Origin of the sequence: Roseomonas acroporae (assembly GCF_023223525.1) — a bacterium.
Classification (GTDB): domain Bacteria; phylum Pseudomonadota; class Alphaproteobacteria; order Acetobacterales; family Acetobacteraceae; genus Roseomonas_E; species Roseomonas_E acroporae.
Map to the genome: position 1 here is coordinate 1 of NZ_JALPRX010000114.1, position 25,367 is coordinate 25,367.

Here is a 25,367-nt window from a genome sequence, read left to right on the forward strand (position 1 = left end):
TCTCGCTCGCCGTCGAGGAGGCCGAGCTGGACGACCGGGCGGTGGAGGTCGCGTCGCGCCTCGCCGAGGGCGCGCAGAGTGCGATCCGCTGGACCAGGTACGCGCTGAACAACTGGCTGCGGATGGCGGGGCCGAGCTTCGACGCCTCGCTGGCGATGGAGTTCATGGGCTTCAGCGGGCCGGAGGTGCGGGAGGGCCTCGCCTCGCACCTGGAGAAGCGCAGGCCGGAATTCCCGACTGGCTCGGAGGTCTGACAAGATCGGTGCGCGGGCGCGCTGGATCTGGTGAGGTGGTCCCCGCTCGTCGGACGGCTTGGCGGCGTGGATAAGCTTGGTCCTGTTTTTCGTCAGGCCGCCAATCTTGCCACCACATCGACGCCATAAGCCTCGTCAGGGATTCTGCCGTCCAGGCCGGAATGCGGGCGTGTGGCATTGCAGCAGCCGATCCGCGTCGACAGCCCGGCGCGCAGTTCCGAGCCGGTCTCGAAGGCATGCAGATGGACGCATTCGTACTTCAGGCTGCGCCAGAGCCGCTCGATGAAGACATTGTCCATCCAGCGGCCACGGCCGTCCATCGAGGGTCGATCACCACATCCCGCAGCAGGCAGGGAAAGAGCCGGTGCTCAGGGTTCAGCACCGTCGTCCGCGGCCGCTGATAGATCGGTGTCAGGCCTATCTTCGCCATCAGCCGCCGGATGCGCTTGCGGCCTCCCTCGTAGCCCTCGCGCCGCAGGTGCCGCGACATCGGCCGCGAGCCGTACCAGGGCATCCGCAGGAACTGCGCGTCGATCAGCCGCATCGGCTCCAGGTTCAGCGCCGTCTCACCCGCAGGCCGGCGGTGGAACCCCGACCGGCTGATCGAGACCAGCTCGCATTGCCGCACCACCGACAGCCGCGAATGGTCCGGCTCGATCATCCGGCGCCGCCGCTCCAGGCCATCGACCGGACGCTTTCGCCAAAAATCCCGTTCCACCACCAACTGCCCGATCCTGGCGTGCCGCTTCTCCGCCTCGGCCACCTTCGTGCTCTCCTGCGCCGCCGTCTTGCCGGAGAGCACCGCCGTCAGCCGCTCCATGGCCTGCCGCTTCCAGTCACCCACCATCGTTCTGGTGGATGCCGTGCCTGGCCGCCAGCTGCGCCGTCGTCGGTTCGCCTCGCAGCGCCTCCAGCGCCACCTTCGCCTTGCACTCCGCCGAATACCGCGTCCGCTTGCCCGCCATCCGGGTCTGTTCTTCTCACAGGCGAACCGAGCTTACCCGCCTGTCCCAAATCCGGGGACCACCTCACGGAAGGCCGGAGCCGTTCCGGCCGTGGCGGCATCCGCCCGGCCCCGGCGCGTGGCGGATGCTCCGGCATGGGCGGGCGCCACCCGCCCTGAAGCGTTTCAGCGCCACCGGGTGCTGCGAGGTTCACAACCCTCCCGACGCCGGCCCCCGCCGGCCGCGAGAGGAGTGCCCACCATGCCCGCCATCCCGACCATCCTGCGCCGCCGACCGCTGCTGGCCGCCGCGATGCTGGTTGCCGGCCTGCTCGGCGGGCTGACGCCGGCGGTGGCCAAGGCGCCGCAGCCGGGCCGGAGCCCCGCGGCGCAGGCGACCCGACAGGCGGCCCCGCCGGTGGCCGACCGCTTCCTGCCGGTTTCGGACGCGCTGCGGCCCGAGGACGTGGCCCGGCTGCGGGCCCGGATGCGACCGCCGGAGGCGGTGCCGATCCGCAACCTCTCGCCCACCGTCGACTCCCCCGCCGGCGAGCGGGCGGCGGTGCAGCGGTGGCTGCCGCCGGGCGTGGCGGACACGGCGGCACGCCAGTGGCGCACCTGAGCGGCCGAGGACCCGTTCGAGTGGCCGGCGGCGGGATGCCGAGGGCATCCCGCGCATCGGTCGGCCCGCCTGCGGGCCGCATGGCCCGGAAGGAGGCGCACGGCCGGGCGCGGCCGGCGGCGCCCGGCGTCTGGCATCCGGCTGCGATCGACCAGACGCACCAGGCGTACCAGACACACCAGGCGTAATTGAGAAGCCGGCGCCCTCCCGCACATCGTCGCGCGGGAGAAGCTCCGGCTTCCTGTTCCGGCCGTCGCCTGTGCCGGCCGGGTGCCGCGCTGGCATCCCGGCCGTCATCGGCGTCAGGTCAGCGGAAGGGCATCATCGGCTGCGGCGGGTTCACGCCGCGCGCCGCGTCCTGGCCGCTCATGCGGTTCAGGTTGGAGGTGGTGTCCGGTCCCGGCGTCAGGGCCGGCTGGTTGGCCTGCGCCCGCGCGAGGCTCTCGGCGTTCAGCCGGTCGGCGATGTTGTCCCCGGAGGACGGGCCGCTGTCCGGGCCGTTCGGGGTCTGGCGGACGCGGGCGGCGCGGCGCTCATGGTCGGGCACGGTCGGGTGCCGGCGGTGCACCGGCATGCCGGTGCGGCCGCCGCCATAGCGCTGGTTCATCCGCTCGGCGGCGTTGTCCGTGGAGGACGGGCCGCTGTCCGGGCCCTGCGGGGTCTGGCGGACGCGGGCGGCGCGGCGCGCCAGATCCTCCGGGGAGGTCGGGGCCGGCATGGGCGTCGATGACTGCGGCTGCGGCACGGAGGGAACGGTGGTCTGGGCGATGGCCGGCGGGACGAGCGCGACGGCGCCCAGCAGCGCCAGGGGCGGCAGGAACTTGAGGTAGACACGCATGGCGTCTCTCCAGGGTTCGTAAGCGTCGGGACGAGGGGAGCCCGACCTGATGACAACCGATCGTGACGCGTTCTGTTTCAACGCGCTATGGGCAAAATCCGCTGATGGCGCATTGGCCGGTTGCGCAGCGCCCGGCCCGCGCGCCGCGATGCCCGTGGCCGGGCCTTGCCGCACCGTCTCCACCACCCGCGACATCGGATTGATCTTCCAGGCTGTTTGCATTGCCGCATGGCGCCGTACGCGAGGCGCGGCCGTGACCGGCCGTTGCCGGCGTGCCACACGGGGCGGCGCCGGCGCATGTGATGGCGACCGCCGGGAAACGGCGAGCGGGTGGAGCAGGGCGGCCACGAATCGTGCCGCGCGTCGGGCGGTGGCCGCGGCCCGTGCCGTGGCATGATCGGGCGGCCACGCGATTCGCGCGGACGGCGGATCCCCGTGGCGCACGGCGCGTGGCGCCGGGATGTCGCCGGACTGCAACACAAGGCGACAATCCAGATGCCGGACCCGATGCCGGACGTCGCCGCCGATCCGCCCTGTGGCGGTCGAAGTTCCGCCTTTGCATGAGGATGCGACTCCAACCGCCTTGCCACACTGACCGCCGAAAAGTGAATCCCCCCTACCTCATCTTGTGGGAGGCGCGGTGGCGTTGCACCCATATCTTGTCCTGCGGTATGGAGGCCGACGCGATGGACGTGCCGTTTCGCGACCACGGGGGAGAGTCAGCCTTGTTCGACGCCGTACAGCTTGAGGGACACCACCAGGTCGTCGTGGACCGCTCGCGCGACGCCCTGCTGACCGACTTCGGCAAGGCGACGCTCGACAACCGCTACCTGATGCCCGGCGAGAGCTACCAGGACCTCTTCGCCCGCGTCGCCTCCTGCTACGGCGACGACGGCGCGCACGCGCAGCGCATCTACGACTACATCTCGCGCCTCTGGTTCATGCCGGCGACGCCGGTGCTCTCCAACGGCGGCACCACGCGCGGCCTGCCGATCTCCTGCTTCCTCAACGAGGCGAGCGACAGCCTGGAGGGCATCGTCGGCCTCTGGAACGAGAACGTCTGGCTCGCGGCCAAGGGCGGCGGCATCGGCTCCTACTGGGGCAACCTGCGCTCGATCGGCGAGAAGGTCGGGCAGAACGGCAAGACCTCGGGCATCATCCCCTTCATCCGCGTGATGGACAGCCTGACGCTGGCCATCTCGCAGGGCTCGCTGCGCCGCGGCTCGGCCGCCGTGTACCTGCCGATCTCGCACCCCGAGATCGAGGAGTTCATCGACATGCGCCGCCCCACGGGCGGCGACCCGAACCGCAAGGCGCTGAACCTGCACCACGGCGTGCTGGTGCCGGACGCCTTCATGCGCGCGGTGCAGGCCGACGAGGAGTGGGGGCTGACCTCGCCCAAGGACAACGCGGTGATCCGCAAGGTCTCGGCGCGCGCGCTCTGGATCCGGCTGCTGACGGCGCGGATGGAGCAGGGCGAGCCCTACATCGTCTTCTCCGACCACGTGAACCGCGCCCGGCCCGAGCACCACAAGCTCGCCGGCCTCGACGTCAAGACCTCCAACCTCTGCTCCGAGATCACGCTGCCGACCGGCATCGACGGGCACGGGCAGCAGCGCACGGCGGTGTGCTGCCTCTCCTCGGTCAACCTCGAGACCTGGATGGAGTGGAAGGACCACCCGACCTTCGTCGAGGACGTGATGCGCTTCCTCGACAACGTGCTGCAGGACTTCATCGACCGCGCGCCGGAGGGGATGGAGCGCGCCCGCTACGCCGCGATGCGCGAGCGTTCCGTCGGCCTCGGCGTGATGGGCTTCCACTCCTTCCTCCAGGCCATGAACGTGCCGTTCGAGAGCGTGGTGGCGAAGGTCTGGAACAAGCGGATGTTCCGCCAGCTCCGCGAGCAGGCCGACGCCGCCTCCCGCAGGCTCGCCGAGGAGCGCGGGCCCTGCCCGGACGCCGCCGAGTACGGCTTCATGGAGCGCTTCAGCCACAAGATGGCGATCGCGCCGACCGCCTCGATCTCGGTGATCGCCGGCAACGCCTCCCCGGGCATCGAGCCGATCGCGGCCAACGTGTTCAACCAGAAGACGCTCTCGGGCTCCTTCATCGTGCGCAACCGGCCGCTGCAGAAGGTGCTGGCGAAGTACGGCCGCGACGACGAGGACACCTGGACCTCGATCACCGTGAACAAGGGCTCGGTGCAGCACCTCGAATTCCTGAACGAGCAGGAGAAGGCGGTGTTCAAGACCGCCTTCGAGCTGGACCAGCGCTGGGTGATCGAGCACGCCGCCGACCGCACGCCCTACATCTGCCAGAGCCAGTCGGTGAACCTGTTCCTGCCGGCCAACGTGCACAAGCGCGACCTGCACCAGATCCACATGATGGCGTGGAAGCGCGGCATGAAGTCGCTCTACTACTGCCGCTCGCTCTCGATCCAGCGCGCCGACACGATCAGCGAGAAGGTGGCGGTGCAGCCCGCGCTGGGCCTCGCCGCCGTGTCCCTGCCCGCCAATGACGGCGCCGCGCCGCTGCCGCTGGTGGCCAAGGCGGAGACGACCAACTACGAGGAATGCCTCGCCTGCCAGTGAGGCGGCTTCCCGGCGGGGCGTGAACCGCCCCCGCCTCCCCGCGGCCGGGTTCGCGGGCGCCGGCCGATGCGCCCCGCTGTCGGGCGGCCCGTGCCGACGGCGCACCGGACTCATCCGGGCCGAAACCCATCCAGGCCGGCATCCCGGCACGCGCCGCAAGCGTGCCCGAGCGATCCGCACGGGACCGCCGGTGGCGGCGCCGCCCCGATGCGGGGCGTTTCCAGGGCATGCCGGATGCCGCCGGCGGGCATCGGCCCGCATCCGGCGCGACCGGCGGTACCGCCATCGCCATCTGGCATCGCCACCGGGCATCGCCCTCGGGCATCGCCATCGAGCGCGGCCAACTTGACAGCCGATGGAGCGGATTTCCAGAATGCCGCGCCGGGCGGCGACCTGCCGGCGTGACGCCCGGATGCCGGCTCGGCGGTCGATGCGCCGGGACCGTGCCGCGCGGCGGCTCGCCGGTCCTGCCCGACGATGCCCGGCCGGGAGACGGGATCGCGCCTGCCCCGGAGCCGATCCGGCACCGCCGGTCCCGCAGGCGGGACGACGCGGCGCGCCGGGGCCTGCGTCGTGGGCGGACGAGCCGGCCCCAACGAGAAACGTGTACCGAAGCCGAGGGAGACGCCCAGGGAAGCCGGCGCGCGCCGTCGCCCTGCCGTCGGGCCGTGCGGGAATGCCCGCGGGCCGGTCGGCGGGCCGCACGGACGCGCGCCTGTCGCCGAGGATGCCCGAGGAGCCGAGAGATGGCGAAGCTGCAAGTCGTGCGTGCCTTCGACCGCGTGCCCTTCGCCGAGGTCGCCATGGATGACGCCGCCGCGCTGGAGCGCAAGCTGGCCGCGGCCGAGCACGCCTTCCGCGACCGCGCCGGCCGGCTGCCGGTGTTCGAGCGGATGGCGCTGCTGGGGCGCCTCGCCGCGCTGATGGAGGCACGGCGGACGCACCTGGCCGAGCAGATCGCGCGCGAGGGCGGCAAGCCGCTCCCCGACGCCACGGTCGAGGTGATCCGCGCCATCGACGGCGTGCGCAACGCCGCGGAGGAGCTGCGCAACTTCGCCGGGCGCGAGATCCCGATGGGCCTCACCCCGTTCAGCACCGGCCGCCTCGCCTTCACCACGCGCGAGCCGGCCGGCGTGGTCGCCGCGATCTCGGCCTTCAACCACCCGCTCAACCTGATCGTCCACCAGGTGGTGCCCGCCGTCGCCACCGGCTGCCCGGTGATCGTCAAGCCCGCCACCGCGACGCCGCTGAGCTGCCTGGACCTGGTCGCCCTGCTCCACGAGGCGGGGCTGCCCGAGCCCTGGTGCCAGACGCTGGTGACCGACGACAACGCCCTGGCCGAGGCGCTCGCCACCGATCCGCGCATCGCCTTCCTCAGCTTCATCGGCTCCGCCCGCGTCGGCTGGCACCTGCGGAGCAGGCTGGCGCCCGGCACGCGCTGCGCCCTGGAGCATGGCGGCGCGGCGCCGGCGATCGTCGACCGCAGCGCCGAGCTGGAGCGGGTGATCGAGCCGCTGGCCAAGGGCGGCTACTACCATGCCGGTCAGGTCTGCGTCTCCGTGCAGCGCATCTTCGTGCACGAGGAGCGGCTGGAGGAGTTCGCCGAACGCTTCGCCGCGCGCGTCGCGGCGCTGCGGGTCGGCGACCCGCTGCTGCCCGACACCGAGGTCGGCCCGCTGATCCTGCCGCGTGAGACGGACCGGGTCGCGGCCTGGACCGAGGAGGCCGTCGCGGCCGGTGCGACGCTGCTGGGCGGCGGGCGCCTGTCGGAGACCACGCTGCGCCCGGCCGTCCTGGTCCGCCCGCCGGCGGAGGCGAAGGTGTCGACGCTCGAGATCTTCGGCCCCGTCACCTGCGTCTACGGCTTCCGCGCGATCGGCGAGGCGATCGAGGCGGCCAACGCCCTGCCCTTCGCCTTCCAGGCCAGCATCTTCACCCGCGACATCGACCCGGCGCTGGAGGCGGCCGAGCGGCTCGACGCCTCGGCGGTGATGATCAACGACCACACCGCCTTCCGCACCGACTGGATGCCCTTCGCCGGGCTGCGCCAGTCCGGCTACGGCACCGGCGGCATCCCCTACACCATGCGCGACATGACCCACGAGAAGATGCTCGTGCTCAGGCGCGGCTAGAGCATTTCCAAGCCGAGCGCACGCGCTCAGCGGCTCGGGAAATGCGCCAAATCAAAAGGCCGGAACGGCTCCGGCCTTCTGGTCTTTCGCATTTTCCGGGTCGCCGGGTGAGTATACCCGACTTGCAAATGCTCTGACGCCGGCCCAGGGCACCCGGCGCCGCCGCCCACGCCCGGCGGGGCCACGTCGGGCGGCCGCCGTGGCGCGTTGCATCCGCGCCCCGCCGGCCACAAGCTGCCGCGCGGCGTCGCGCTCGCCGCGCCTCGCCACGCGCGCTCCTCCGGACGGCGGGAGCGCGCGCGGTGCCGGCGGTGTCCCGCGCGCCGGATCGGAGGAGCGGACCATGAGCACCACACGACGCGCCGTGCTGGGCGCCGCGCTGGGCGCCGCGCTGGGCGGGTTCGCCGCCGCCACGCTCGCGCGCCGCGCCGCGGCGCAGCCCTGGCAACCGGAGCGGCCGCTCCGCCTCGTCGTGCCCTATGCACCGGGCGGCGCCACCGACCTGCTCGGCCGCGCCATCGCCGAGCGCCTGGGGCGCGAGCTGGGCCAGGCCGTGGTGGTGGAGAACCGCCCCGGCGCCAACACCATCGTCGGCACGGAGCTGGTCGCCAGGGCGGCGCCCGACGGCCACACCCTGCTGATGGCCTCCGGCGCGAGCCTGGTGCTCAACCCGCTGCTCTATCGCCGCCTGCCCTACGACGCCGACCGCGACCTGCTCGCCCTCGCCATCATGGTGGAGGCGCCGCTGGTGATGGTGGTCCCGCCGCGCCTGGCGGCGTCGGACGTGGCGGAATTCGTCGCGCTGGCACGCCGCGCGGGCGACGCGACGAACTACGCGACCGTGGGCAACGGCAACCCGATCCAGCTCGCCGCCGAGCTGTTCCGCATGGCGGCGGGGATCGACATGACCGGCGTCGTCTATCCCGGCAGCGCGCCGGCCCTCGCCGCGCTGGTCGCCGGCGACGTGCAGGTGATGTTCGACGTGGTGCTCACCGCGCTCCCCCTCGTCCGCGAGGGCAGGCTGCGCGCCCTGGCCGTCACCACGCGCGGGCGGCTGCCGGCGCTGCCCGACGTGCCGACCGTGGCGGAGAGCGGCTTTCCCGGCTACGAGGCCGGCACCTGGTTCGGCGTCGCCGTGCCGCGCGCCACGCCGGCGGCGGCGGCGGAACGCCTGCGTGCCGCGCTCGCGGCGGTGCAGCGGGACGCCGACTTCGCCGCCCGCTTCGACGCGCTCGGCCTGCTGGTGCAGCCGCCGCGCGACGCGGCCGCGATCGCCGCGCACCTCGCCGCCGAGCGGACCCGCTGGGGCGGCGTGATCCGCGCCCGCGGCATCGCCCTGGACTGATCCGATTCGAGTCCGATCGAGGAAACCGCCATGTCGCTCATGGACAAGCTCGCAGGCCGCCTGTCGATCCCGGTGATCGGCGCGCCGCTCTTCATCATCTCGGTGCCGAAGCTCGTCATCGCGCAGTGCAAGGCGGGGGTGGTGGGCTCGATGCCCTCGCTCAACGCGCGGCCGGGCCCGGTGCTGGAGGAATGGCTCGCCGAGATCACCGAGGCGCTCGCCGCGCACGACGCGGCGCACCCGGAGGCGCCCTCGGCGCCCTTCGCCATCAACCTGATCGTCCACCGCTCCAACGACCGGCTCGACCACGACATCGCGCTCTGCGAACGCTACCGCGTGCCGCTGGTGATCACCTCGCTCGGCGCGCGGCCGGAGGTGAACCAGGCGGTGCACGGCTGGGGCGGGCACGTGCTGCACGACGTGATCAACCAGACCTTCGCGCGCAAGGCGATCGAGAAGGGCGCGGACGGGCTGATCGCCGTGGCGGCCGGCGCGGGCGGCCATGCCGGCACCCTCTCGCCCTTCGCGCTGGTGCAGGAGATCCGGCAGTGGTTCGACGGGCCGCTCGCCCTCTCGGGCGCCATCGCGACCGGCAATGCGGTGCTGGCGGCGGAGGCGATCGGGGCCGATTTCGGCTACATCGGCACCGCCTTCATCGCGACCGAGGAGGCCCGCGCCGACGCGGCGTACAAGGAGATGATCACCGCGACCGAGGCGGCGGACATCGTCTACAGCAACCTGTTCACGGGCGTGCACGGCAACTACCTGCGCCCCTCCATCGCCCGCGCCGGCCTCGACCCCGACAACCTGCCGCAATCCGATCCCTCGAAGATGAATTTCGGCTCCGACCGGGTGAAGGCCTGGCGCGACGTGTGGGGCGCGGGGCAGGGCGTGGGCCTGCTCGACCGGGTGCAGCCCGCCGCCGAGCTGATCGCGCGGCTGCGGCGGGAATACCAGGCGGCGGCGCGGCGCCTCGCCGTGCCGAACCGGCTGCTGCGCCCGGCCATGGCGGGCTGATACGCTCGGCGGATGAACCCGGACCTGTCCGGGCTCGGCTCCCGCGCCACCGCCGATGGGTCAGACAATCCCGCCGTGCGTATGAGGGCCGCGGGAAGGGCGGGACGAGGCCACCAGCGCCCGGCCGGCCAGGCGGGATGGCCAAGCGGGATGGCCAGGCGGCCCGTGGCTTGGGGGCGTCGCCTGCGGCGACCGGCCGCAGGGAATCCGGGCAGGGAGAGGCGGCGGGGTCGCGGGCGCCCGGGCGTCGTGCGGTCGCCGTGGACGGCGCGCGGCGGCCGGCCCGGCGGGATCAGGCGCGGAACTCGTCCAGCGTCCGGTCCGCCGCGAGCAGCGTCACGAGCCATTGCGGCCGCCGTCCGCGGCCGGACCAGGTCTCGCCGTTGGGGCCACGATACTTCGCCCCGGCCGTCGCCGCCGTGCCTCGGGTTTCCGGCGGGGGGCAGGCGGGCGGAGGGCAGGCGCGCCGGGCCGTGTCCGCCCGCCGCTGGGGATGCAGCTCCTCGATCGGCAGGCCGAGCGCGGCGGCCTTGCCTCGCAGCTCGTCCAGCAGGGCGATCCTGGCCTCCTCCCGATCGGGGGCGCGCGCCTCCGGCGGGGTGGGCGCCGCGTCGACGGCGGCCTCGCCCGCCCCGGGCTCCATCCGGGCCTCCATCCGGGCCTCCGTCCGGGGGCCCGCCGGGAGCGATGCGTCGGCGAGGGCAGGCGAGGGCGGCGCGGCGGGCGCGTCCCCGGCCGGCGTCTGAGGCATCGCCGCTGGCGGCATCCTGGTCGCGTCCAGGGCGACCGGCTCGGCCTTGGCCAGGGCGCTCAGCAGGGTGCCCTGGGTCTCGTAGTAGAGGCCGTTGCGGGTCACCAGACGCGGCTCGCCGGCGACGTGGAAGATCCGGCGCTGCATGGTCAGCCGGGCCACGTGATCGGGCGAGGCCGGAAAGAGATGGAAGCCCAGCGTCAGGAGGGCGGCGACCTGTTCGGGAGTCAGTTGCAAGGATTCGGTCTCTGGATATGAAACGAATGGGAACGGCGGGGAGACGCGACGCGGCCGGCATCAGCCGCCCACGGATATTGGCTTGTCAACGGTGAACTGGCGACTGGTTCGCGCCCCGCCCCGCGAGGGGCCGCCGGCCGCGGCGGCGCCGTGGCGTCGGCGACGCACGGCCCCGGTGCCGGCGCCCGGCAGGACATGGCCCTTCGCATGCCCGGCGACCACCCCATTGTGCCCGGTTCGCCGGATGACTACGTCGGCAGCCGTTCACGGGCAGCAGGATGCGTCGCCATGCCGGCCATGCAGCGTCAGGCCATCTACCAGTACGGCATCGACTGCGACGGGGCCCGGCATCGCCGTCTGCGGCGCACGGTCGTGGTCCTGACCTGCCGCCGCCAGGCGCTGCTGTTCCCGCGGATCGTCGCGCCGGGCCGGATCGCGGCCGGGCGCGAGGTCTGGCGCAACGGGTTGCAGCAGCGCCGCTGGCAGGCGGTCACCGCCGTGCTGCGGGCGGAGCGGCGCTCCTTCCTGATGACCCTCCCGCGCCCGCCGCTGGTGCCGCCTGTCCTGCCACGCTTCGGCTGACAGGCCTTTCCGGCCGCGACTTCCGCGCGCCCGGCCGGTTGCCGCCCCCGGGCGGAGCCCTACTCCAGGGTGATGCCGCTCTCGCGGATCACGCGGCCCCACTTGGCATCCTCGGCCGGGATGCGGGCGGCCAGCGCCGCCCGGCCGGAGCCGTCCGGCTCGGCCCCCAGTTCGCGCAGCCGCGCGGCGATGCGCGGGTCCCGCGCGGCATCCGCGAGCGCCGCCTCCAGCCTCGCGGCTTCCGCCTCGGGCAGTCCGCGCGGCGCCAGCAGCGCCAGCCAGGTCTCCGCCTCGAAGCCCGGCACCGTCTCCGCCACCACCGGCACGTCCGGCGCCAGCCCGACCCGTCGCGGCGAGGCGATGGCCAGTGCCCGGGCCCGTCCCTCCCGTGCCGGCGGCAGGCCGGTCACCACCGTGTCCACGTAGACCTGCAGCGTCCCGGTCAGCAGGTCCGGCAGCGCCGGGCCGGTGCCCCGGTAGTGGACGATGGTGCAGGTGGTGCCGAGCGCCTGCATCAGCATCGCCAGTGTCAGGTGCTGCGTGGTGCCCGCGCCCGGCGTGCCGCAATTCGCCGGCTGCCCGGCAGCGGCCGCTGCGCGCAGCGCCTCGCGCAGCCCGGCGATGTCGCGCGGCGCGAAGCCGGGCGCGCCCAGGATCACCACCGGGATCGCCGCGAAGCGGCCGATCGGCGTGAAGGCGGTGAGCGGGTCGAAGGGCATCTGGCGGTAGACGTGGCGGTTGATGACCAGCGGCCCGGCCGGGATGGCGCCGAGCACGCTGCCGTCCGGCGCCGCCCTGGCCACCGCGTCGGCCGCCAGGTTGCCGCCGGCGCCGGTGCGGTTCTCGACCACCACGGTGCGCGCCAGCCGTGCCTGCAACGCCTCGGCCATGACCCGCGAGAGCAGGTCGATGCCGCCGCCGGGCGGGAAGCCCACCAGCAGCCGGATCGGCACCTCCTGGCCGTGCGGCGCGGCGGCACCGCCGCCCTGGGCCGTGGCCGGGCCGGTGGCGAGCAGGCATGCCAGCATCGCGCCCAGCCCCGCGATCAATCCACGCCGCATCGCCCGCGCCCTCCCGTCGTTGTCGCCATGAGCATGCGGCGGACCGGCGACCGCGGCCAGCCTGGCCCACGGCACGGCAGGCCAGATCCGTCGCCCATGGATTCCAGGCGTTGAATTCCGTGCGCTCCGCCTGCGAGGCGCGGGCCCGTCCGCATGCCGGGCGGCCCGGATCTGCCGGAGCGCCAGGCCCGGCGGTCCCGCCCCCGGGGCGAGCCGGCCACGGGGACCGGCGGCCAGCGGCGACCTCTCCCGCCCTTCGGCCAGCACAGCGGCGAAGAACTTCCCCGCCACCTCGCCCCGCAGCAGCCGGTCCCGGTTCCTGGTGAACACCGTCACGTCCCGGACCGGTGCATCCATCGACAGGCCCACGAAGCAGCGGAACAGCCTGTTGCAAGTCACCTGCTCCAGCAGCCGCCGCTCCGAGCGCACCGAGTAGAAGGCCTGCAGCAGCAGCGCCCGCAGCAGCTTCTCCGGCGCGATCGAGCCCCGCCCGTCTGCCGATCCGATCCACGCATCACCACAACCCGCCGCCACCAACGTCACCGGCGAATCAGATCATAGCCGTTCTGAACAGCCGATTTTCCGCAGCCTGCTACGGCGAACCGTAGTCCGGTTGGGACTGCGGTTCGCTGTCGCTCGTTGTTCCCGGCGCGGATTCACGCCGCCGGGCGTGTCCGCCCGACGGCGATCCGCTCTGGAGCCGTTCCGGCCTGACTGTATCAGGCCAGAACGGCTCCAACCTTTTGGTTTTTCGCATTTTCCGGGTCGCTGGGTGAGTACACCCAGCTTGAAAATGCTCTAGCCCTGGTCGTCGCGGAAATAGGGTTCCACCGTGCCCTGGAACTTCATGGTCATCGGGTTGCCCTTGCGGTCCAGCGTCTTGCCCAGGGTCAGGCGGACCCAGCTCTCGCTGACGCAGTACTCCTCGACATTGGTCTTCTCGACGCCCTTGAAGCGCACCCCGACGCCGCGTTCCAGCAGGGCGGCGTCGTAGTAGGGGCTGTTGGGGTTGACGGAGAGGCGATCGGGGGGCGTGTCGGACATGGTCTGGCCTCATAGCCAACCGGGGGCGTGCTTCCAAGCCCGGCGGCAGGGCGCGCGGGACGCCGCCCCGGGGCCGGCGGCCCGCTGCGGAAGCGGGCCCGGAACGGACGGAGGTGCGGAGGGGCGAGGCCCTCCCGACCGACGGGGCCGCCATGGGCCATCCGGGAAGACGGCGCCCGTCCCGGACGGGAGGGCGGTCACGGGACGGCCTTCCGGCCCAGCACCGCCTGCGGCACGTCGTAGGCGTCGAGCGAGGCCCAGTGCCGTTCCAGGTCGCCCATGAACAGCCCGCGCGTCAGCCCGGCCACCAGCTTCGGCACGGCCGTCGTCATCGCGTTGATCGAGGAGCCGGAGGGGCCGAAGCTCATGGTCGAGGCGATGGCGAAGAGGTGGATGTCGCGCATCCACGGCGTGCGCCCCGGGGCGCGCTCGGTCAGCGCGTAGTCGGGCGCGAGGTAGGGGAAGCGCCCGAGGCGTTCGTCTCGCTCGGCCTCCGGCGGCGCGTAGCGGTCCGACCAGCGGGCGATGTTGCCGGCGAGGCGTGCCAGCTCCGGCCGGCGCGCGAAATCCATCTCGATGCCGGTGCCGCAGATCACGAAATCCGCGCGGTGCGGCCCCTGCGGCGTCTCGGCCTCCACTTCGCCGTCCACCGCCCGCGCCCCGAGCCAGGGCGCGCCGCCGCGCAGGGTGAAATTCGGGTGGGCGGCGCAGCGGTCCCAGGTGTGCTGCGGGAAGCCCTCGCGCAGGCCGAGGATGCGGCTCATGAAGCGCCAGCGCCAGGCATCGTCCAGCTCGGAGAGGTGGCGCAGGAAGCCGGCGAAGGTCAGCCAGCGATAGGGCTGGATTACCTGCGGCTCCGGCCGGCGGCAGAAGAGCTGCACCTCGGCCGCGCCGGCCTCCAGCGCCATCGCCGCGTTGTCGAAGGCCGAGGCGCCGGCGCCCAGCACCGCGACGCGCTTCCCGCGCAGCGCGGCGAAGTCGATCGGGTCGGCGGCGTGGGCGCGCAGGTGCGTCGGCAGGTCGGCCACGAAGCCCGGCATCCACCAGTGGCCGGCGCCCTCCTGCCCGGTGGCCAGCACCACCTTGCGCGCGTGCAGCACCGCCGTGCCGCCCGAGGCGTCCGCGAGCGTCACGGCGAGCAGCCCGCCCTTGGCCGGGGCGATGTCGGTCGCGGCCAGCCCGTTGCGCACCGGCACGCCCACCGTGTCGCGCACCCAGAGCAGGTATTCCGCCCAGTCCTCGCGCCGGATCAGGTCGAGGTCGCGCCAGTGCGCCTCGCCGTACCGTGCCTCGTGCCAGGACTGGTAGGTGAGGCTCGGCACGTCGAGGTCCGGGCCGGTGTAGTCCTTGGGCGAGCGCAGCGTCGGCATGCGGGCATAGGTCAGCCACGGCCCCTCCACGCCGCGCGCCACCCGGTCCACCACCAGGATGTTGCGCACCTGCGCCCGCAGCAGCCCGAAGCCGATGGCGATGCCCGATTGCCCGGCGCCCACGATCAGCACGTCCAGCGCCGGCCGCCCGTCCGGGCCGGGGCGCGGCTCCAGCCAGGGCGTGCGCGGATGCGCGATGCGTTCCAGGTCGTCGCGCACCCGCGCGGCGAGGGCTTCCAGGCGCACGGCGTTCAGCCCGCCAGCCAGCCGCCATCCACCACCAGCTCGCTGCCGGTGGTGAAGCTCGATTCGTCGCTGGCGAGGTACAGCGCCGCCTGCGCGATCTCCTCCGGCCGGCCGAAGCGCCCCATCGGGTGGCGCGCGCGCGAGGCCTCCCGCGCCGCGTCGGGCACCGGCGCGCGGCCGAAGCTGCGGTTGAGCATCGGCGTGTCGATGGCGCCCGGCAGGATGGCGTTCACCCGCACCCCGTCCGGCGCGAAGTCCAGCGCCATGGTCTTCGTCAGCGACAGGATCGCGCCCTTCGAGGTGATGTAGGCCGTGTTGTTGCGCCCGCCCGCCCGCGCGAGCTGCGAGGCCACGGTGACGATCGAGCCCTTGCCCTGCGCCCGCATCGCCGGCAGCACCGCCCGCGCCCAGAGCCAGGTGCCGTTGACGTTGACGCGCATCGTCGCATCCCAGGCCGCCGGGTCGATGCTCAGCACCGTGCCGCCGGGCGAGAGGCCGGCCGCGGTGAACAGCGCGTCGATGCGGCCGAAGCGTTCGAGCACCGCCGCCGCATCCGCCTCCGCCGCGCCGGGCTCGCCGACATCGGAGACGCGGGTGACGACCTCGGCGCCGATCTCGGCGGCGGTGGCCGCGAGCCCGGCGGCGTCGCGGTCCACGAGTCCGAGCATCGCCCCCTCGCGCGCGAAGAGCAGCGCGGCGGCGCGGCCGATGCCGGAACCGGCGCCGGTGATGATGGCGACACGCTGGTGCAGTCTCATGCGGGGCTGTCCTGATGCGTCGGAGGCGGGGCCGTTCGGGGAAGGCGCTGCCTTCCCCGGCCCCCATCCGCCAGGAACCTCAGGTTCCTGGACCTCCGCCGGCGTTTGGTGACGGTTGCTGGAACGGGTGGACCTCGAAAACCAACGGGGGTTCCAAGGGGGCTTCGCCCCTTGGCGGAGGGTGCAGGGAGGCAGCGCCTCCCTGCCGGGGTCCGGGGCGGAGCCCCGAAACCGCGCCGGCCCTCATCCCGCCGCCTGCAATTCCGGCGCCGGGTCGAAATGCGGGATCGCCGCCAGCAGGGCGCGCGTGTACGGGTCGCGCGGGCTCTCGAACAGCGCCTCGCTCGGCCCCGCCTCCACCACGCGGCCGGCGCGCAGCACCACGGTCTGCTCGCACATCAGCCGCACCACGTTGAGGTCGTGGCTGACGAACAGGAAGGCCATCCCGTCCTCGCGCCGCAGCCGGTCCAGCAGGTACAGCACCGTGGCCTGCACCGAGACGTCGAGCGCCGCGGTCGGCTCGTCCAGCACCAGCAGGCGCGGCCGCACCGCGATGGCGCGGGCGATGCCGACGCGCGCCTTCTGCCCGCCGGAAAGCTGGTGCGGGAAGCGCCCGAGCAGATCGGCCGAGAGGCCGCAGCGCGCGGCGGCGGCCACCACGCGCTCGCGCAGCGCGGCGCCGTCGCGCAGCCCCTCCAGCCGCCGCAGCGGGTGGGCGATGCTGTCGAAGGCGGAGAAGCGCGGGTTCAGGCTGTCGTTCGGGTCCTGGAAGACGATCTGGATCTCGCGCCGGAAGGGCGAGCGGTGGAAGTCGCGCGCCGGGATGCCGCCGATGTTCTCGCCGTCGAACAGCACCTCGCCGCTGGTGCGGTCCAGCAGGCGGCAGATGATGCGCGAGAGCGTGCTCTTGCCCGAGCCGGATTCCCCCACCAGGCCGAGGCTGCCGCCCGGCGCGATGCGGAAGGAGACGTCGTCCACCGCCCGCGCCGGGCCGCCGAAATCCTTCACCACGTGCTGGAGTTCCAGCAGCGGCGGCGTGCCGGCGGGGAGGGGAGGGCGTGGCGCCGCCACGGCGGGCGGTGGCGGCTCCCCGGCGGCGCGGGCGAGGTCGGCGATGGTGGAGCGCGGCGTCGGCGAGGCGGCGATCAGCCGCCGCGTGTAGGGGTGGTGCGGCGCGCGGAACAGCGTGGCCGACGGCCCCTGCTCCACCAGCAGGCCCTTCTCCATCACCGCGATGTCGCCGCAGTACTGCGCGGCGAGGCCGAGATCGTGGGTGATCAGGATCATCGCCATGCCGCGCTCGGCGGTGATGCGGGCGAGCAGGTCCATCACCGTCTTCTGGGTGGTCACGTCGAGGCCGGTGGTGGGCTCGTCGGCGATCAGCAGCTCGGGCTCGCAGGCGATCGCCATGGCGATCATCACGCGCTGGCACATGCCGCCGGAAAGCTCGTGCGGGTAGGATTCGAGCCGGTGCTCGGGGTCGCGGATCAGCACCGCCCTGAGCAGGTCGAGCGCCCGGACGCGGGCCTCGCGCATCGGCATGTCGCGGTGCGCCCGGATGGCGTCGGCGATCTGCGCGCCGACGCTGCGGATCGGGTTCAGCGCCGCGCGCGGGTTCTGGAAGATCATCGACATGGCGGCGCCGCGCAGCGCGCGCAGCTCGCCCTCGCCGGCCCGCGTGATGTCGCGCCCCTGCCACAGCACGCGCCCGCCGGTGACGCGCCCGGCCCGGTCCAGCAGCCGCGTCACCGCGTAGGCGGTGACGGACTTGCCCGAGCCGCTCTCGCCCACCAGCCCTAGCGTGCGCCCGGCCGCGAGGTCGAGCGAGACGCCGTGCAGCGCCTCCACCACGCCGTTGCGGGTGGAGAAGGCGACGCGCAGATCCTCGATCCGCAGCAGCGGCGGCGCGCTGCCGGCGCGGGGCGGCATCCCGGTCACGTGCGCATCCTCGGGTCCAGGATGTCGCGCAAGCCATCGCCCAGCAGGTTGAAGCAGAGCACGCTGAGCATCAGGGCGAGGCCCGGGAAGGCCACCAGCCACCACTTGCCCGAGGTGATGAAGCGCGCCCCCTCCGCCACCATGATCCCCCATTCCGGCGTCGGCGCCGTCACGCCGAGGCCGATGAAGGAGAGGCCGGCCGCGTTCAGGATCGCCCAGCCGAGGTTGAGCGAGATCTGCACCGCCATGGCCGGCAGGATGTTGGGCAGCAGGAAGCGCAGCACCACGGAGAGGTGGCTGTCCCCGGCGGCGCGCGCCGCCTCCACCCAGCCGGCGTTGCGGCGCACGTTCACCTCGGCGCGGGCGAAGCGGATGTAGAAGGGCAGGTTGATGACGGCGGTCGCGATGACGATGTTCTCCACCCGGTTGCCCAGCGCCGCCACCATCGCCATGGCCAGCACGAAGAGCGGGAAGGCCATCAGCACGTCCACGACGCGCCCCACCGTGCGGTCCAGCCGGCCGCCGCGATAGCCGCACACCGCCCCGATCACTGCCCCGGCGAGGAAGGAGATGCCGACCGCCGAGGCGGCGATGGCGAGGTCGAGGCGGGTCGCCATCATGATCCGGCTGAGGATGTCGCGCCCGAGCTGGTCGGTGCCGAACCAGTGCGCGGCTGAGGGCGGCTGCAGCGCGATGGCGACGTCCGAGGCGATCGGGTCGTAGGGCACCAGCCAGGGCGCCGCGACGCCGACGAACAGCAGCAGCGCCGCCCCGGCGGCGGCGAGCGCCGTGAGCGGGTTGCCGCGCAGCACCCAGCCGACATGGCGCAGGGTGGATGGCGTGCCGTAGGCCGTGGCGCTCATTCCATCGAGACCCTGGGATCGGCGATGCCGTAGAGGATGTCGACCAGCAGGTTCACCAGCACGAAGATGCTGGCCATCAGCAGCACGAAGCCCTGCACCGGCGCGTAGTCGGAGGAGAGCAGCGCGTCCAGCGCGTAGGAGGCGACGCCGGGCCAGGAGAACACCTTCTCCACCAGCACGTTGGCGCCGAGCATGGTGGAGAAGACGATGCCCGCGATGGTCAGCACCGGCAGCAGCGCGTTGCGCAGCGCGTAGACCACCACCACCCGCCAGCGCGGCAGCCCGACCGAGCGCGCCGTGCGCACGAAGTCGCTGCCGAGCACGGCGAGCATGGAGGCGCGCGTCATCCGCGCCAGCGGCGCCAGCACGAACAGCGCCATGGTGCAGGCCGGCAGCAGCAATTGCATCGCCGCCGACCACCAGCCTTCCCAATTGCCGGTGATGGCGAAGTCCACCAGCAGGAAGCCGGTGATGTCGGGCGGGGTGGCGGCGAAGATGTCGATCCGCCCGGTCGGGTCCGGCGCCCAGCCCAGCAGGTAGTAGAACACGTAGATCAGCAGCAGGCCGGAGACGAAGGTCGGCACGCAGACGCCGAGCGTGCAGACGAAGCGCACCGCGTGGTCCACCGGCGAGCCCGGCCGCAGCGCCGCCAGGATGCCGAGCGGCACGGCCAGGCTCAGCGCGATCAGCAGCGCGCAGAGCGTCAGCTCCAGCGAGGCCGGCAGGCGCTGGCGCAGGTCGGTCACCACCGGCTGGCCGGTGGTCAGCGAGCGGCCGAGATTGCCTGTCGCGACGTCGCCGAGGTAGCGCAGGAGCTGCACCGGGATCGGCTTGTCGAGGCCGAGGTCGCGGCGCAGCGCCTCGATCTCCTCCTGCCCGGCGGAGGGGCCGGAGGCGAAGAACACCGCCGGATCGCCCGGCAGCACCCGCATCAGCAGGAAGGTCAGCACCACCACGCCGAGGATCGCCGGCAGCGAGGAGAGCAGCCGCCGCCCGATGCGCCGCCCGATGCCGGACAGCACGCCGGTGTGGTGCGTGCCGCCCGTCCCGCGCACCACCTCCTCGGCGGCCGCGGCCGCCGCTTCCTCCGGCGTGCCGGGGGAGGCGCCATCCGGCGGGGCGCCGCTCACCGCGCCACCCTCGCCAAGCAAACCTCCCGAGGTTTGCGCATGGACAAATGGCCGGGCAGGCTTGCGCAGCCTGCCGCAGCCGATTTCCATCCGTGGCGCAGGCTGCGCAAGACTGCTCAGCCCGCCCGCTTCAGGTCGCGGAAATCCACCTGCCGGTGGAACTGGTAGGTGTAGCCCTCGACCTTCGGCCCCATCACCGCGTCCTGGTTCGGCTGCCAGACCATCAGCAGCGGCTTCTCGGCGGCGAGGATCGAGATCATCTCCCTGCACTGCGCCTCGTAGGCGGCGGGGTCCTGCTCGAAGCGCGCCTTGTTGGCGAGCTCGGTGATGCGCGGGTTGTCCCAGCTCGCGAAGTTCCAGCGCTGGTCGCGGGTGAAGTAGAGGTAGAAGAAGTAGTAGGTGGCCGGCAGCCAGGCCGTGCCGGCATCCGTGTAGAAGGGCATCTTCTTCTCGGCCGCGGCGGTGTTGAACTGCGCGTCCGGCAGCTTCTGGATGTCCACCCGGATGCCGATCTTGCCGAGCGACTCCTTCAGCAGCGCCGCCACCGGCTCGGCGGTCGCCGCCTGCCCGGCGCTGAAGGCGAAGGGGGTGGCGAAGCCGTCCGGCATGCCCGCCTCCGCCAGCAGGCGCTTGGCCGCGTCGAGGTCGGTGCGCAGCGGCAGGGGCTGCGGGAAGGAGGCGTCGGGCGGCGTGCCCTCCCAGGTGGCGCCGAACAGCTTGCGGCCCTGGCTGAACAGCGCCGCCTTGAACATGTCCTCGTAGGGCAGCGCCGCCGCCACTGCCTGCCGCACCTTCACGTTGTCGAAGGGCGCCATGCGCGTGTTGAAGGCGATGTGGGTGAAGCCGTTGGTCTGCGGGATCGAGACCACCTTCACCCGGCCGCGCGAGCGCAGGGAGTCGATGTCGCTGGCCTGGAGGTCGATGGAGAGGTCGGCATCGCCGCGCTCGACCAGGTTGGCGCGGGTGGCGGCCTCCGGCACGGTCTGGCAGATGATGCGCCGGAAGTAGGGCAGGGCGCCGTCCACGCCGCCCTTCCAGTTCTCGTTGCGGCGCAGCACCACCTGCTCGCCGGGGCGGAAGGTCTCGACGATGTAGGCGCCGCTGGCGGCGGTGTTGTTCTGCAGCCAGGCCTGCGCCCAGGGGTCCTCGGCGGTCGCGTGCTTCTTCGCCAGCGTGCTGTTGATCATGATGGCGTAGGGCACGCCGAGATTGTGCAGCGCCAGCCGGTCCGGCTTGTCCACCATCACCTGGATGGTGCGCGGCCCGGCGATGCGGAACTGGTCGGTGCTGGTCAGCGAGCCGGTCTGGAACTGCGACACGGCGAGCGAGCGGGCCGAGACGCAGCGGTCGAGCGACCACTTGATGTCCTCGGCCGTCACCGGCGTGCCGTCGTGCCACTTCGCGTCGCTGCGCAGGTGCAGGGTGATGGTGCGGCCGTCGGCGCTGACCTCGTGCCGCTCGGCCAGCTCGCCGCGCACCTGGCTCTGGTCGAACACCCAGTTGCCGTCCACCTGCTTGCGCCCGAAGGCGATCAGCCGGTCGTACACGTTCATGCTGAGGCCGAAGGCCTCGCGCGTCGAGCCGAGCATGGTGGGGTCGAGCGTGTTGATCGCGTTGCCCGTCACCTGCCGCATCGTCTCGGCGCGGCTCTGGGCCTGCGCGCCGCCCGGCAGCCCGGCCAGCCCCGCGGCGGCCGCGGCCCCGCCCAGCATGGTCCTGCGGTCGATCTTCATGCCATCACCCGGTCTTGTAGGGGGGGCGTTCTGCCCGGAATGCCTGTTTTCCGTGCAGCGAGGCTGCCCTGCCGCCGCCCCCGCCGGCGCGGCTGCGCGGCCGGCACGGCGAGGAAGGGCATGCGTCCGCCGCTTCCGGATGAACGCTCCGTATGCCCCGGATCATGCACGAAGCGTGCCGCCCGCCGCTTCGCGCCGCCGGAGAGCGGCCCGCCGGCGGCCGGCCCGTCCGGGCCGCTCTCCGCGCCTGCCCGGGGCTTTCCCCGTCTGGACGGTTGGTTCCGGACGCCGCTTGCGCTAACCCTCCGCCCCATGGCCGCCAACCGCACCGCCGAACTCGCCCGCACCACGGCCGAGACCGATATCCGCGTCCGACTCGACCTCGACGGCACCGGCCGGGCCGGGATCGCCACCGGCATCGGCTTCCTCGACCACATGCTGACGGCGCTCGCCCGGCACTCCCTGATCGACCTCGACATCCAGGCCACGGGCGACCTGCACATCGACTTCCACCACACCACCGAGGATGTCGGCATCGTCATCGGCCAGTGCCTGCGGAAGGCGCTGGGCGAGAAGCGCGGCATCCGCCGCTACGGCAGCGCCGTGATCCCGATGGACGAGGCGCTGGCCGAGGCCGCCATCGACATCTCCGGCCGCCCCTTCCTCGCCTGGAGCGTCCCCTTCGCCCGCGACAGGATCGGCGAGATGGACACCGAGCTGTTCGAGGAGTTCTTCCGCGCCCTCGCCTTCAACGCGGGCATCACGCTGCACGTCACCTTGAAGGCCGGCACCAACGCGCACCATGTGGCGGAGGCGTGCTTCAAGGCGCTCGCCCGGGCGCTGCGCATGGCCGTCGAGCCGGACCCGCGCGCGGGCGACGCGGTGCCTTCCACCAAAGGCGTGCTGGAGGCGTGATGCGCGTCTGGACCGTCCACCTGCCGCCCGCCGGCCCCCCCGCCGAACCGCCCATCGGGCCCGCCGCCGCCGCGCCCGCCCCGGGACCCGCCGCCGGGCCCGCCCCGCCCGCGGCCGTCGTCGAGCCGCTGCTGGTGCCCGAGCGGTTCACCTGGCTCGCGGCCCTGTTCCCGCCGCTGTGGCTGCTCGCCCACGCGCTCTGGCTGCCGCTGCTCGGCTACCTCGCCCTCGCCGGCGCCATCGGCATCCTCGGCGCCCTCCTCGTTCCCGCCATCCTGCCCTGGGCCGGGATCGCGCTGCACCTGCTGGTGGGCGCCGAGGCGCAGGACCTGCGCCGTTGGCGCCTCGGCCGGCGCGGCTGGCGCGCCGCCGGGGTGGTCGTGGCGCGCGACGCGGATTCCGCCCTCGCCCGGCTGCTGGACGAGCGCCCCGGGGGGCTGACCGGGCCCGTCGCCGGTGGTGTCGTGGGGGTGCCGGCATGAGCCAGCTCGTCGCCGTGGTCGATCCCGGCTCCGGCAACCTCGCCTCGGTCGGGCGTGCCCTGCGCCACGCCGCCCTCGATGCCGGCGTCGAGGCCGAGATCCGCGTCACCACCGAGGCGGCCGACGTGCTGGCCGCCGACCGCGTGGTGCTTCCCGGCCAGGGTGCCTTCGCCGCCTGCCGGCGCGGGCTCGACGCGCTGCCCGGCATGGTCGAGGCGCTGGAGCGGCGGGTGCGCCGCGACGCCGTGCCCTTCCTCGGCATCTGCGTCGGCATGCAGCTGATGGCCGCGCGCGGGCTGGAGCACGGCGAGACGCCGGGGCTCGGCTGGCTGCCCGGCGACGTGGCGCCGATGGCGGTGGGCGACCTGCCCCTGCCGCAGATGGGCTGGAACACGCTCGCCCTGGCCCAGCCCGGCCACCCGCTCTTCGCCGGGCTGGAGCCGGCGCCGCATGCCTACTTCGTGCATTCCTACGCGCTCACCGGCGGCGACGCGGCCGACATCGCCGCCACCACCGACTATGCCGGGCCGCGCGTGGCGATCGTGGCGCGCGGCAACATGGCGGGCACCCAGTTCCACGTCGAGAAGAGCCAGCATGTCGGCCTGCGCATGCTGGCCAACTTCCTCAGATGGAAGCCCTGAGGAGGGATCCTTGGCGCAACCGGCCGGCAACACCTCCGGCGCCCCCTCGGGCATCCCGTCCCGCGGCCGGGCCGGCGCCATAGCGATCCGGCCCGGCGTCCCGGGGGAATTCCCGCAGGGGCGCGGCCGGGCATGCGCCGGGGCATCCCGGGCGATGTCATGGGTCGTGTCCGGGGCGATGTCCCGGGGGGTGCCCGGGGAAAGGTCCCAGGGAGCAGCCCGGGGAGCGGCCCGGGGAACATCCGGGAGAAGGCCATGAGCGGCGCGGCGTCGCACCACCTCGCCGTCTCGCGCGTGGAACGGCTCGACGAGCACGAGCTGGACGAGCTGTGCGAGGCGACGGACGCCGCCATCATCGAGGGCGGCGGCTTCGGCTGGGTCGAGCCGCAGGGCCGCTCCCGCCTGGAGCGGCATTTCCGCGGCGTGCTGCTGGTGCCCGGCCACGAGCTGTTCCTCGCCTGGCTGGACCATGTGGTGGTCGGCTCGGCGCAGCTCCACCGGCCGCCGCCCAACAACGAGGCGCAGGCCTTCGCGGCGACGATCACCCACGCCTACATCGCCCCCTACGCGCGCGGCCACGGCCTCGCGCGGATGCTGACCCGGCGGGTCGAGGAGCGCGCCGCCGCCCTCGGCCACCGCGTGCTGAACCTCGACGTGCGGGAGACGCAGACGGCGGCGATCGCGCTCTACGAATCGCTCGGCTACGTCCGCTGGGGCACGCATCCGCGCTACGCCCGCGTCGGCGGCCAGACCGTGGCCGGGCACTACTACTACAAGATGCTGGAGCCCGGCCGGGGCCGCAGCACCGACAGCCTGATGCCCGAGCGCGGCTGAGCCGATCCCAGGACGAGCACCCCATGCCCTTCACCCTCTACCCCGCGATCGACCTCAAGGCCGGCGAGGTGGTGCGCCTGCGCCGCGGCGAGATGGACCAGGCCACGGTCTACGACACCGACCCCGCCGCCCGCGCCCGCGCCTTCCACGCCCAGGGCTTCGCCAACCTGCACGTGGTCGACCTCGACGGCGCCTTCGCCGGCCGGCCGGCCAACCGGGCGGCGGTGGAGGCGATCCTCGGCGCGGCGCCGCTCACCGTGCAACTCGGCGGCGGCATCCGCGACATGCGGACCGCCGAGGGCTGGATCGCGGCCGGCGTCGCGCGGATCATCCTGGGCTCGGCGGCGGCGCGCGACCCGGAATTCACCCGCGCCGCCTGCCGCGCCTTCCCGGGGCAGGTGGCGCTCGGCATCGACGCGCGCGGCGGCATGGTCGCCACCGAGGGCTGGGCCGAGACCACCGACATCGCCGCCCGCGACCTCGCGCTCCGCTACGAGGATGCCGGCGCCGCCGCCATCGTCTACACCGACATCGACCGCGACGGCATGCTGGGCGGCGTGGATCTCGACGGCACGGTGGCGCTGGCGCGTGCCCTCTCGACGCCGGTGATCGCCTCGGGCGGCGTCGCCTCGCTCGACGACCTGCTGGCGCTGCGGGCGGTGTCGGAGGCGGGGATCGCGGGGGCGATCGTCGGCCGGGCCCTGTACGATGGCCGCATCGACCCGCGCGCGGCGCTGGCGGCGCTCGGCGGTTGAGGCGGAACGGCCTGGCTCCCGCGTGGCGTGCCGGAGGCGCCATGGTCGTCAGCCATCCGAAAGCCCGCCGCCGCTAGAGCATTTTCAAGCCGGGTGTCCTCACCCGGCGACTCGGAAAACGCGGAAAACCAGAAGGCTGGAGCCGTTCCGGCCTGATACGGTCAGGCCGGAACGGCACCGGAAGAGCCCCCGACGTGTCGGCGGTCACCACGGCCGGCACGGGACGGCGGCAAGCGGCGCCCCGGTCAATCCACCCGGATGTTGGCGTCCCGGATCGTGTCGCGC

The 25,367-nt window shown here is 73.5% G+C and carries 22 protein-coding genes and 2 pseudogenes; 12 read left to right on the forward strand and 12 right to left on the reverse strand.

Annotated elements, in window-relative coordinates; translation table 11 throughout:
- Positions 1–254: hypothetical protein (locus tag M0638_RS23155; RefSeq protein WP_456316053.1), on the forward strand; the 254-nt coding region annotated here is incomplete at its 5' end.
- 92 nt (positions 255–346) lie between these two features.
- Here M0638_RS23155 and M0638_RS23160 read toward each other — a convergent pair.
- Positions 347–1,219 (reverse strand): annotated as a pseudogene (locus tag M0638_RS23160) (integrase core domain-containing protein).
- 240 nt (positions 1,220–1,459) lie between these two features.
- Between M0638_RS23160 and M0638_RS23165 the strand changes: the two are divergent.
- A complete protein-coding gene (locus M0638_RS23165; protein WP_248669331.1) occupies positions 1,460–1,819 on the forward strand; it encodes a hypothetical protein in 360 nt (119 codons plus the stop codon).
- A 307-nt stretch (positions 1,820–2,126) separates the two neighbouring features.
- Here the strand turns inward: M0638_RS23165 and M0638_RS23170 are convergent, their stop codons facing one another.
- Positions 2,127–2,657: a chromosomal replication initiator protein DnaA gene (locus M0638_RS23170; RefSeq protein ID WP_248669332.1), complete on the reverse strand. Its 531-nt coding sequence runs from the start codon at positions 2,655–2,657 to the stop codon at positions 2,127–2,129.
- A gap of 686 nt (positions 2,658–3,343) precedes the next feature.
- Between M0638_RS23170 and M0638_RS23175 the strand changes: the two genes are divergently transcribed.
- The 4 genes from M0638_RS23175 to M0638_RS23190 all read left to right on the forward strand — a co-directional run bounded on the left by M0638_RS23175 (position 3,344) and on the right by M0638_RS23190 (position 9,742).
- Positions 3,344–5,248, forward strand: coding sequence for a ribonucleoside-diphosphate reductase subunit alpha (locus tag M0638_RS23175; RefSeq protein WP_248669333.1), 1,905 nt, complete (start codon positions 3,344–3,346; stop codon positions 5,246–5,248).
- A gap of 746 nt (positions 5,249–5,994) precedes the next feature.
- On the forward strand, positions 5,995–7,380 hold the full coding sequence (locus M0638_RS23180; protein ID WP_248669334.1) for an aldehyde dehydrogenase family protein: 1,386 nt from the start codon (positions 5,995–5,997) through the stop codon (positions 7,378–7,380).
- A gap of 343 nt (positions 7,381–7,723) precedes the next feature.
- Positions 7,724–8,725, forward strand: a complete 1,002-nt coding sequence (locus M0638_RS23185) for a tripartite tricarboxylate transporter substrate-binding protein (RefSeq protein ID WP_248669335.1) — start codon at positions 7,724–7,726, stop codon at positions 8,723–8,725.
- Positions 8,726–8,755: 30 nt separating this feature from the next.
- Positions 8,756–9,742 (forward strand): NAD(P)H-dependent flavin oxidoreductase, encoded by a 987-nt coding sequence (locus M0638_RS23190; protein WP_248669336.1) that lies wholly within the window; start codon positions 8,756–8,758, stop codon positions 9,740–9,742.
- Between the two features lie 292 nt (positions 9,743–10,034).
- Here M0638_RS23190 and M0638_RS23195 read toward each other — a convergent pair whose 3' ends face one another.
- On the reverse strand, positions 10,035–10,730 hold the full coding sequence (locus M0638_RS23195; RefSeq protein ID WP_248669337.1) for an H-NS histone family protein: 696 nt from the start codon (positions 10,728–10,730) through the stop codon (positions 10,035–10,037).
- A gap of 288 nt (positions 10,731–11,018) precedes the next feature.
- On the opposite strand from M0638_RS23195, the gene M0638_RS23200 reads away from it, so the two are divergent.
- Positions 11,019–11,312, forward strand: coding sequence for a hypothetical protein (locus M0638_RS23200; RefSeq protein ID WP_248669338.1), 294 nt, complete (start codon positions 11,019–11,021; stop codon positions 11,310–11,312).
- Positions 11,313–11,371: 59 nt separating this feature from the next.
- On the opposite strand, the gene M0638_RS23205 is transcribed toward M0638_RS23200, so the two are convergent.
- The 9 genes and pseudogenes from M0638_RS23205 to M0638_RS23245 all read right to left on the reverse strand — a co-directional run bounded on the left by M0638_RS23205 (position 11,372) and on the right by M0638_RS23245 (position 21,455).
- Positions 11,372–12,373, reverse strand: a complete 1,002-nt coding sequence (locus M0638_RS23205) for a Bug family tripartite tricarboxylate transporter substrate binding protein (RefSeq protein WP_248669350.1) — start codon at positions 12,371–12,373, stop codon at positions 11,372–11,374.
- Positions 12,374–12,631: 258 nt separating this feature from the next.
- Positions 12,632–12,865: pseudogene (locus tag M0638_RS23210) on the reverse strand (transposase); the annotation flags it as partial.
- 306 nt (positions 12,866–13,171) lie between these two features.
- The gene (locus M0638_RS23215; protein WP_248669339.1) at positions 13,172–13,417 is read right to left on the reverse strand and encodes a DUF3297 family protein; all 246 of its coding nucleotides are present in this window, start codon (positions 13,415–13,417) and stop codon (positions 13,172–13,174) included.
- Positions 13,418–13,614: 197 nt separating this feature from the next.
- Positions 13,615–15,033 (reverse strand): FAD/NAD(P)-binding protein, encoded by a 1,419-nt coding sequence (locus M0638_RS23220; protein ID WP_248669340.1) that lies wholly within the window; start codon positions 15,031–15,033, stop codon positions 13,615–13,617.
- 5 nt (positions 15,034–15,038) lie between these two features.
- Entirely contained in the window at positions 15,039–15,791 is a 753-nt protein-coding gene (locus M0638_RS23225; RefSeq protein WP_248669341.1) for an SDR family oxidoreductase, read from the reverse strand.
- 243 nt (positions 15,792–16,034) lie between these two features.
- Entirely contained in the window at positions 16,035–17,720 is a 1,686-nt protein-coding gene (locus M0638_RS23230) for a dipeptide ABC transporter ATP-binding protein (protein ID WP_248669351.1), read from the reverse strand.
- A 5-nt stretch (positions 17,721–17,725) separates the two neighbouring features.
- A complete protein-coding gene (locus M0638_RS23235; protein ID WP_248669342.1) occupies positions 17,726–18,592 on the reverse strand; it encodes an ABC transporter permease in 867 nt (288 codons plus the stop codon).
- The gene (locus M0638_RS23240; RefSeq protein ID WP_248669343.1) at positions 18,589–19,722 is read right to left on the reverse strand and encodes an ABC transporter permease; all 1,134 of its coding nucleotides are present in this window, start codon (positions 19,720–19,722) and stop codon (positions 18,589–18,591) included. The genes M0638_RS23235 and M0638_RS23240 overlap by 4 nt, the downstream gene beginning before the upstream one ends.
- A gap of 116 nt (positions 19,723–19,838) precedes the next feature.
- The gene (locus tag M0638_RS23245) at positions 19,839–21,455 is read right to left on the reverse strand and encodes an ABC transporter substrate-binding protein (protein ID WP_248669344.1); all 1,617 of its coding nucleotides are present in this window, start codon (positions 21,453–21,455) and stop codon (positions 19,839–19,841) included.
- A gap of 312 nt (positions 21,456–21,767) precedes the next feature.
- On the opposite strand from M0638_RS23245, the gene hisB reads away from it, so the two are divergent.
- From hisB to hisA, 5 genes are all read left to right on the forward strand, one after another.
- Complete coding sequence (gene hisB, locus M0638_RS23250; protein ID WP_248669345.1) at positions 21,768–22,370, forward strand: imidazoleglycerol-phosphate dehydratase HisB; 603 nt, start codon at positions 21,768–21,770, stop codon at positions 22,368–22,370.
- Complete coding sequence (locus tag M0638_RS23255; RefSeq protein WP_248669346.1) at positions 22,370–22,852, forward strand: DUF2628 domain-containing protein; 483 nt, start codon at positions 22,370–22,372, stop codon at positions 22,850–22,852. Before hisB ends, M0638_RS23255 begins: the two co-directional genes overlap by 1 nt.
- The gene (gene hisH, locus M0638_RS23260; RefSeq protein ID WP_248669347.1) at positions 22,849–23,493 is read left to right on the forward strand and encodes an imidazole glycerol phosphate synthase subunit HisH; all 645 of its coding nucleotides are present in this window, start codon (positions 22,849–22,851) and stop codon (positions 23,491–23,493) included. The genes M0638_RS23255 and hisH overlap by 4 nt, the downstream gene beginning before the upstream one ends.
- Positions 23,494–23,748: 255 nt before the next feature.
- Entirely contained in the window at positions 23,749–24,327 is a 579-nt protein-coding gene (locus M0638_RS23265) for a GNAT family N-acetyltransferase (RefSeq protein ID WP_248669348.1), read from the forward strand.
- Positions 24,328–24,350: 23 nt separating this feature from the next.
- On the forward strand, positions 24,351–25,082 hold the full coding sequence (hisA, locus tag M0638_RS23270) for a 1-(5-phosphoribosyl)-5-[(5-phosphoribosylamino)methylideneamino]imidazole-4-carboxamide isomerase (RefSeq protein WP_248669349.1): 732 nt from the start codon (positions 24,351–24,353) through the stop codon (positions 25,080–25,082).
- Positions 25,083–25,367: the final 285 nt, after the last annotated feature.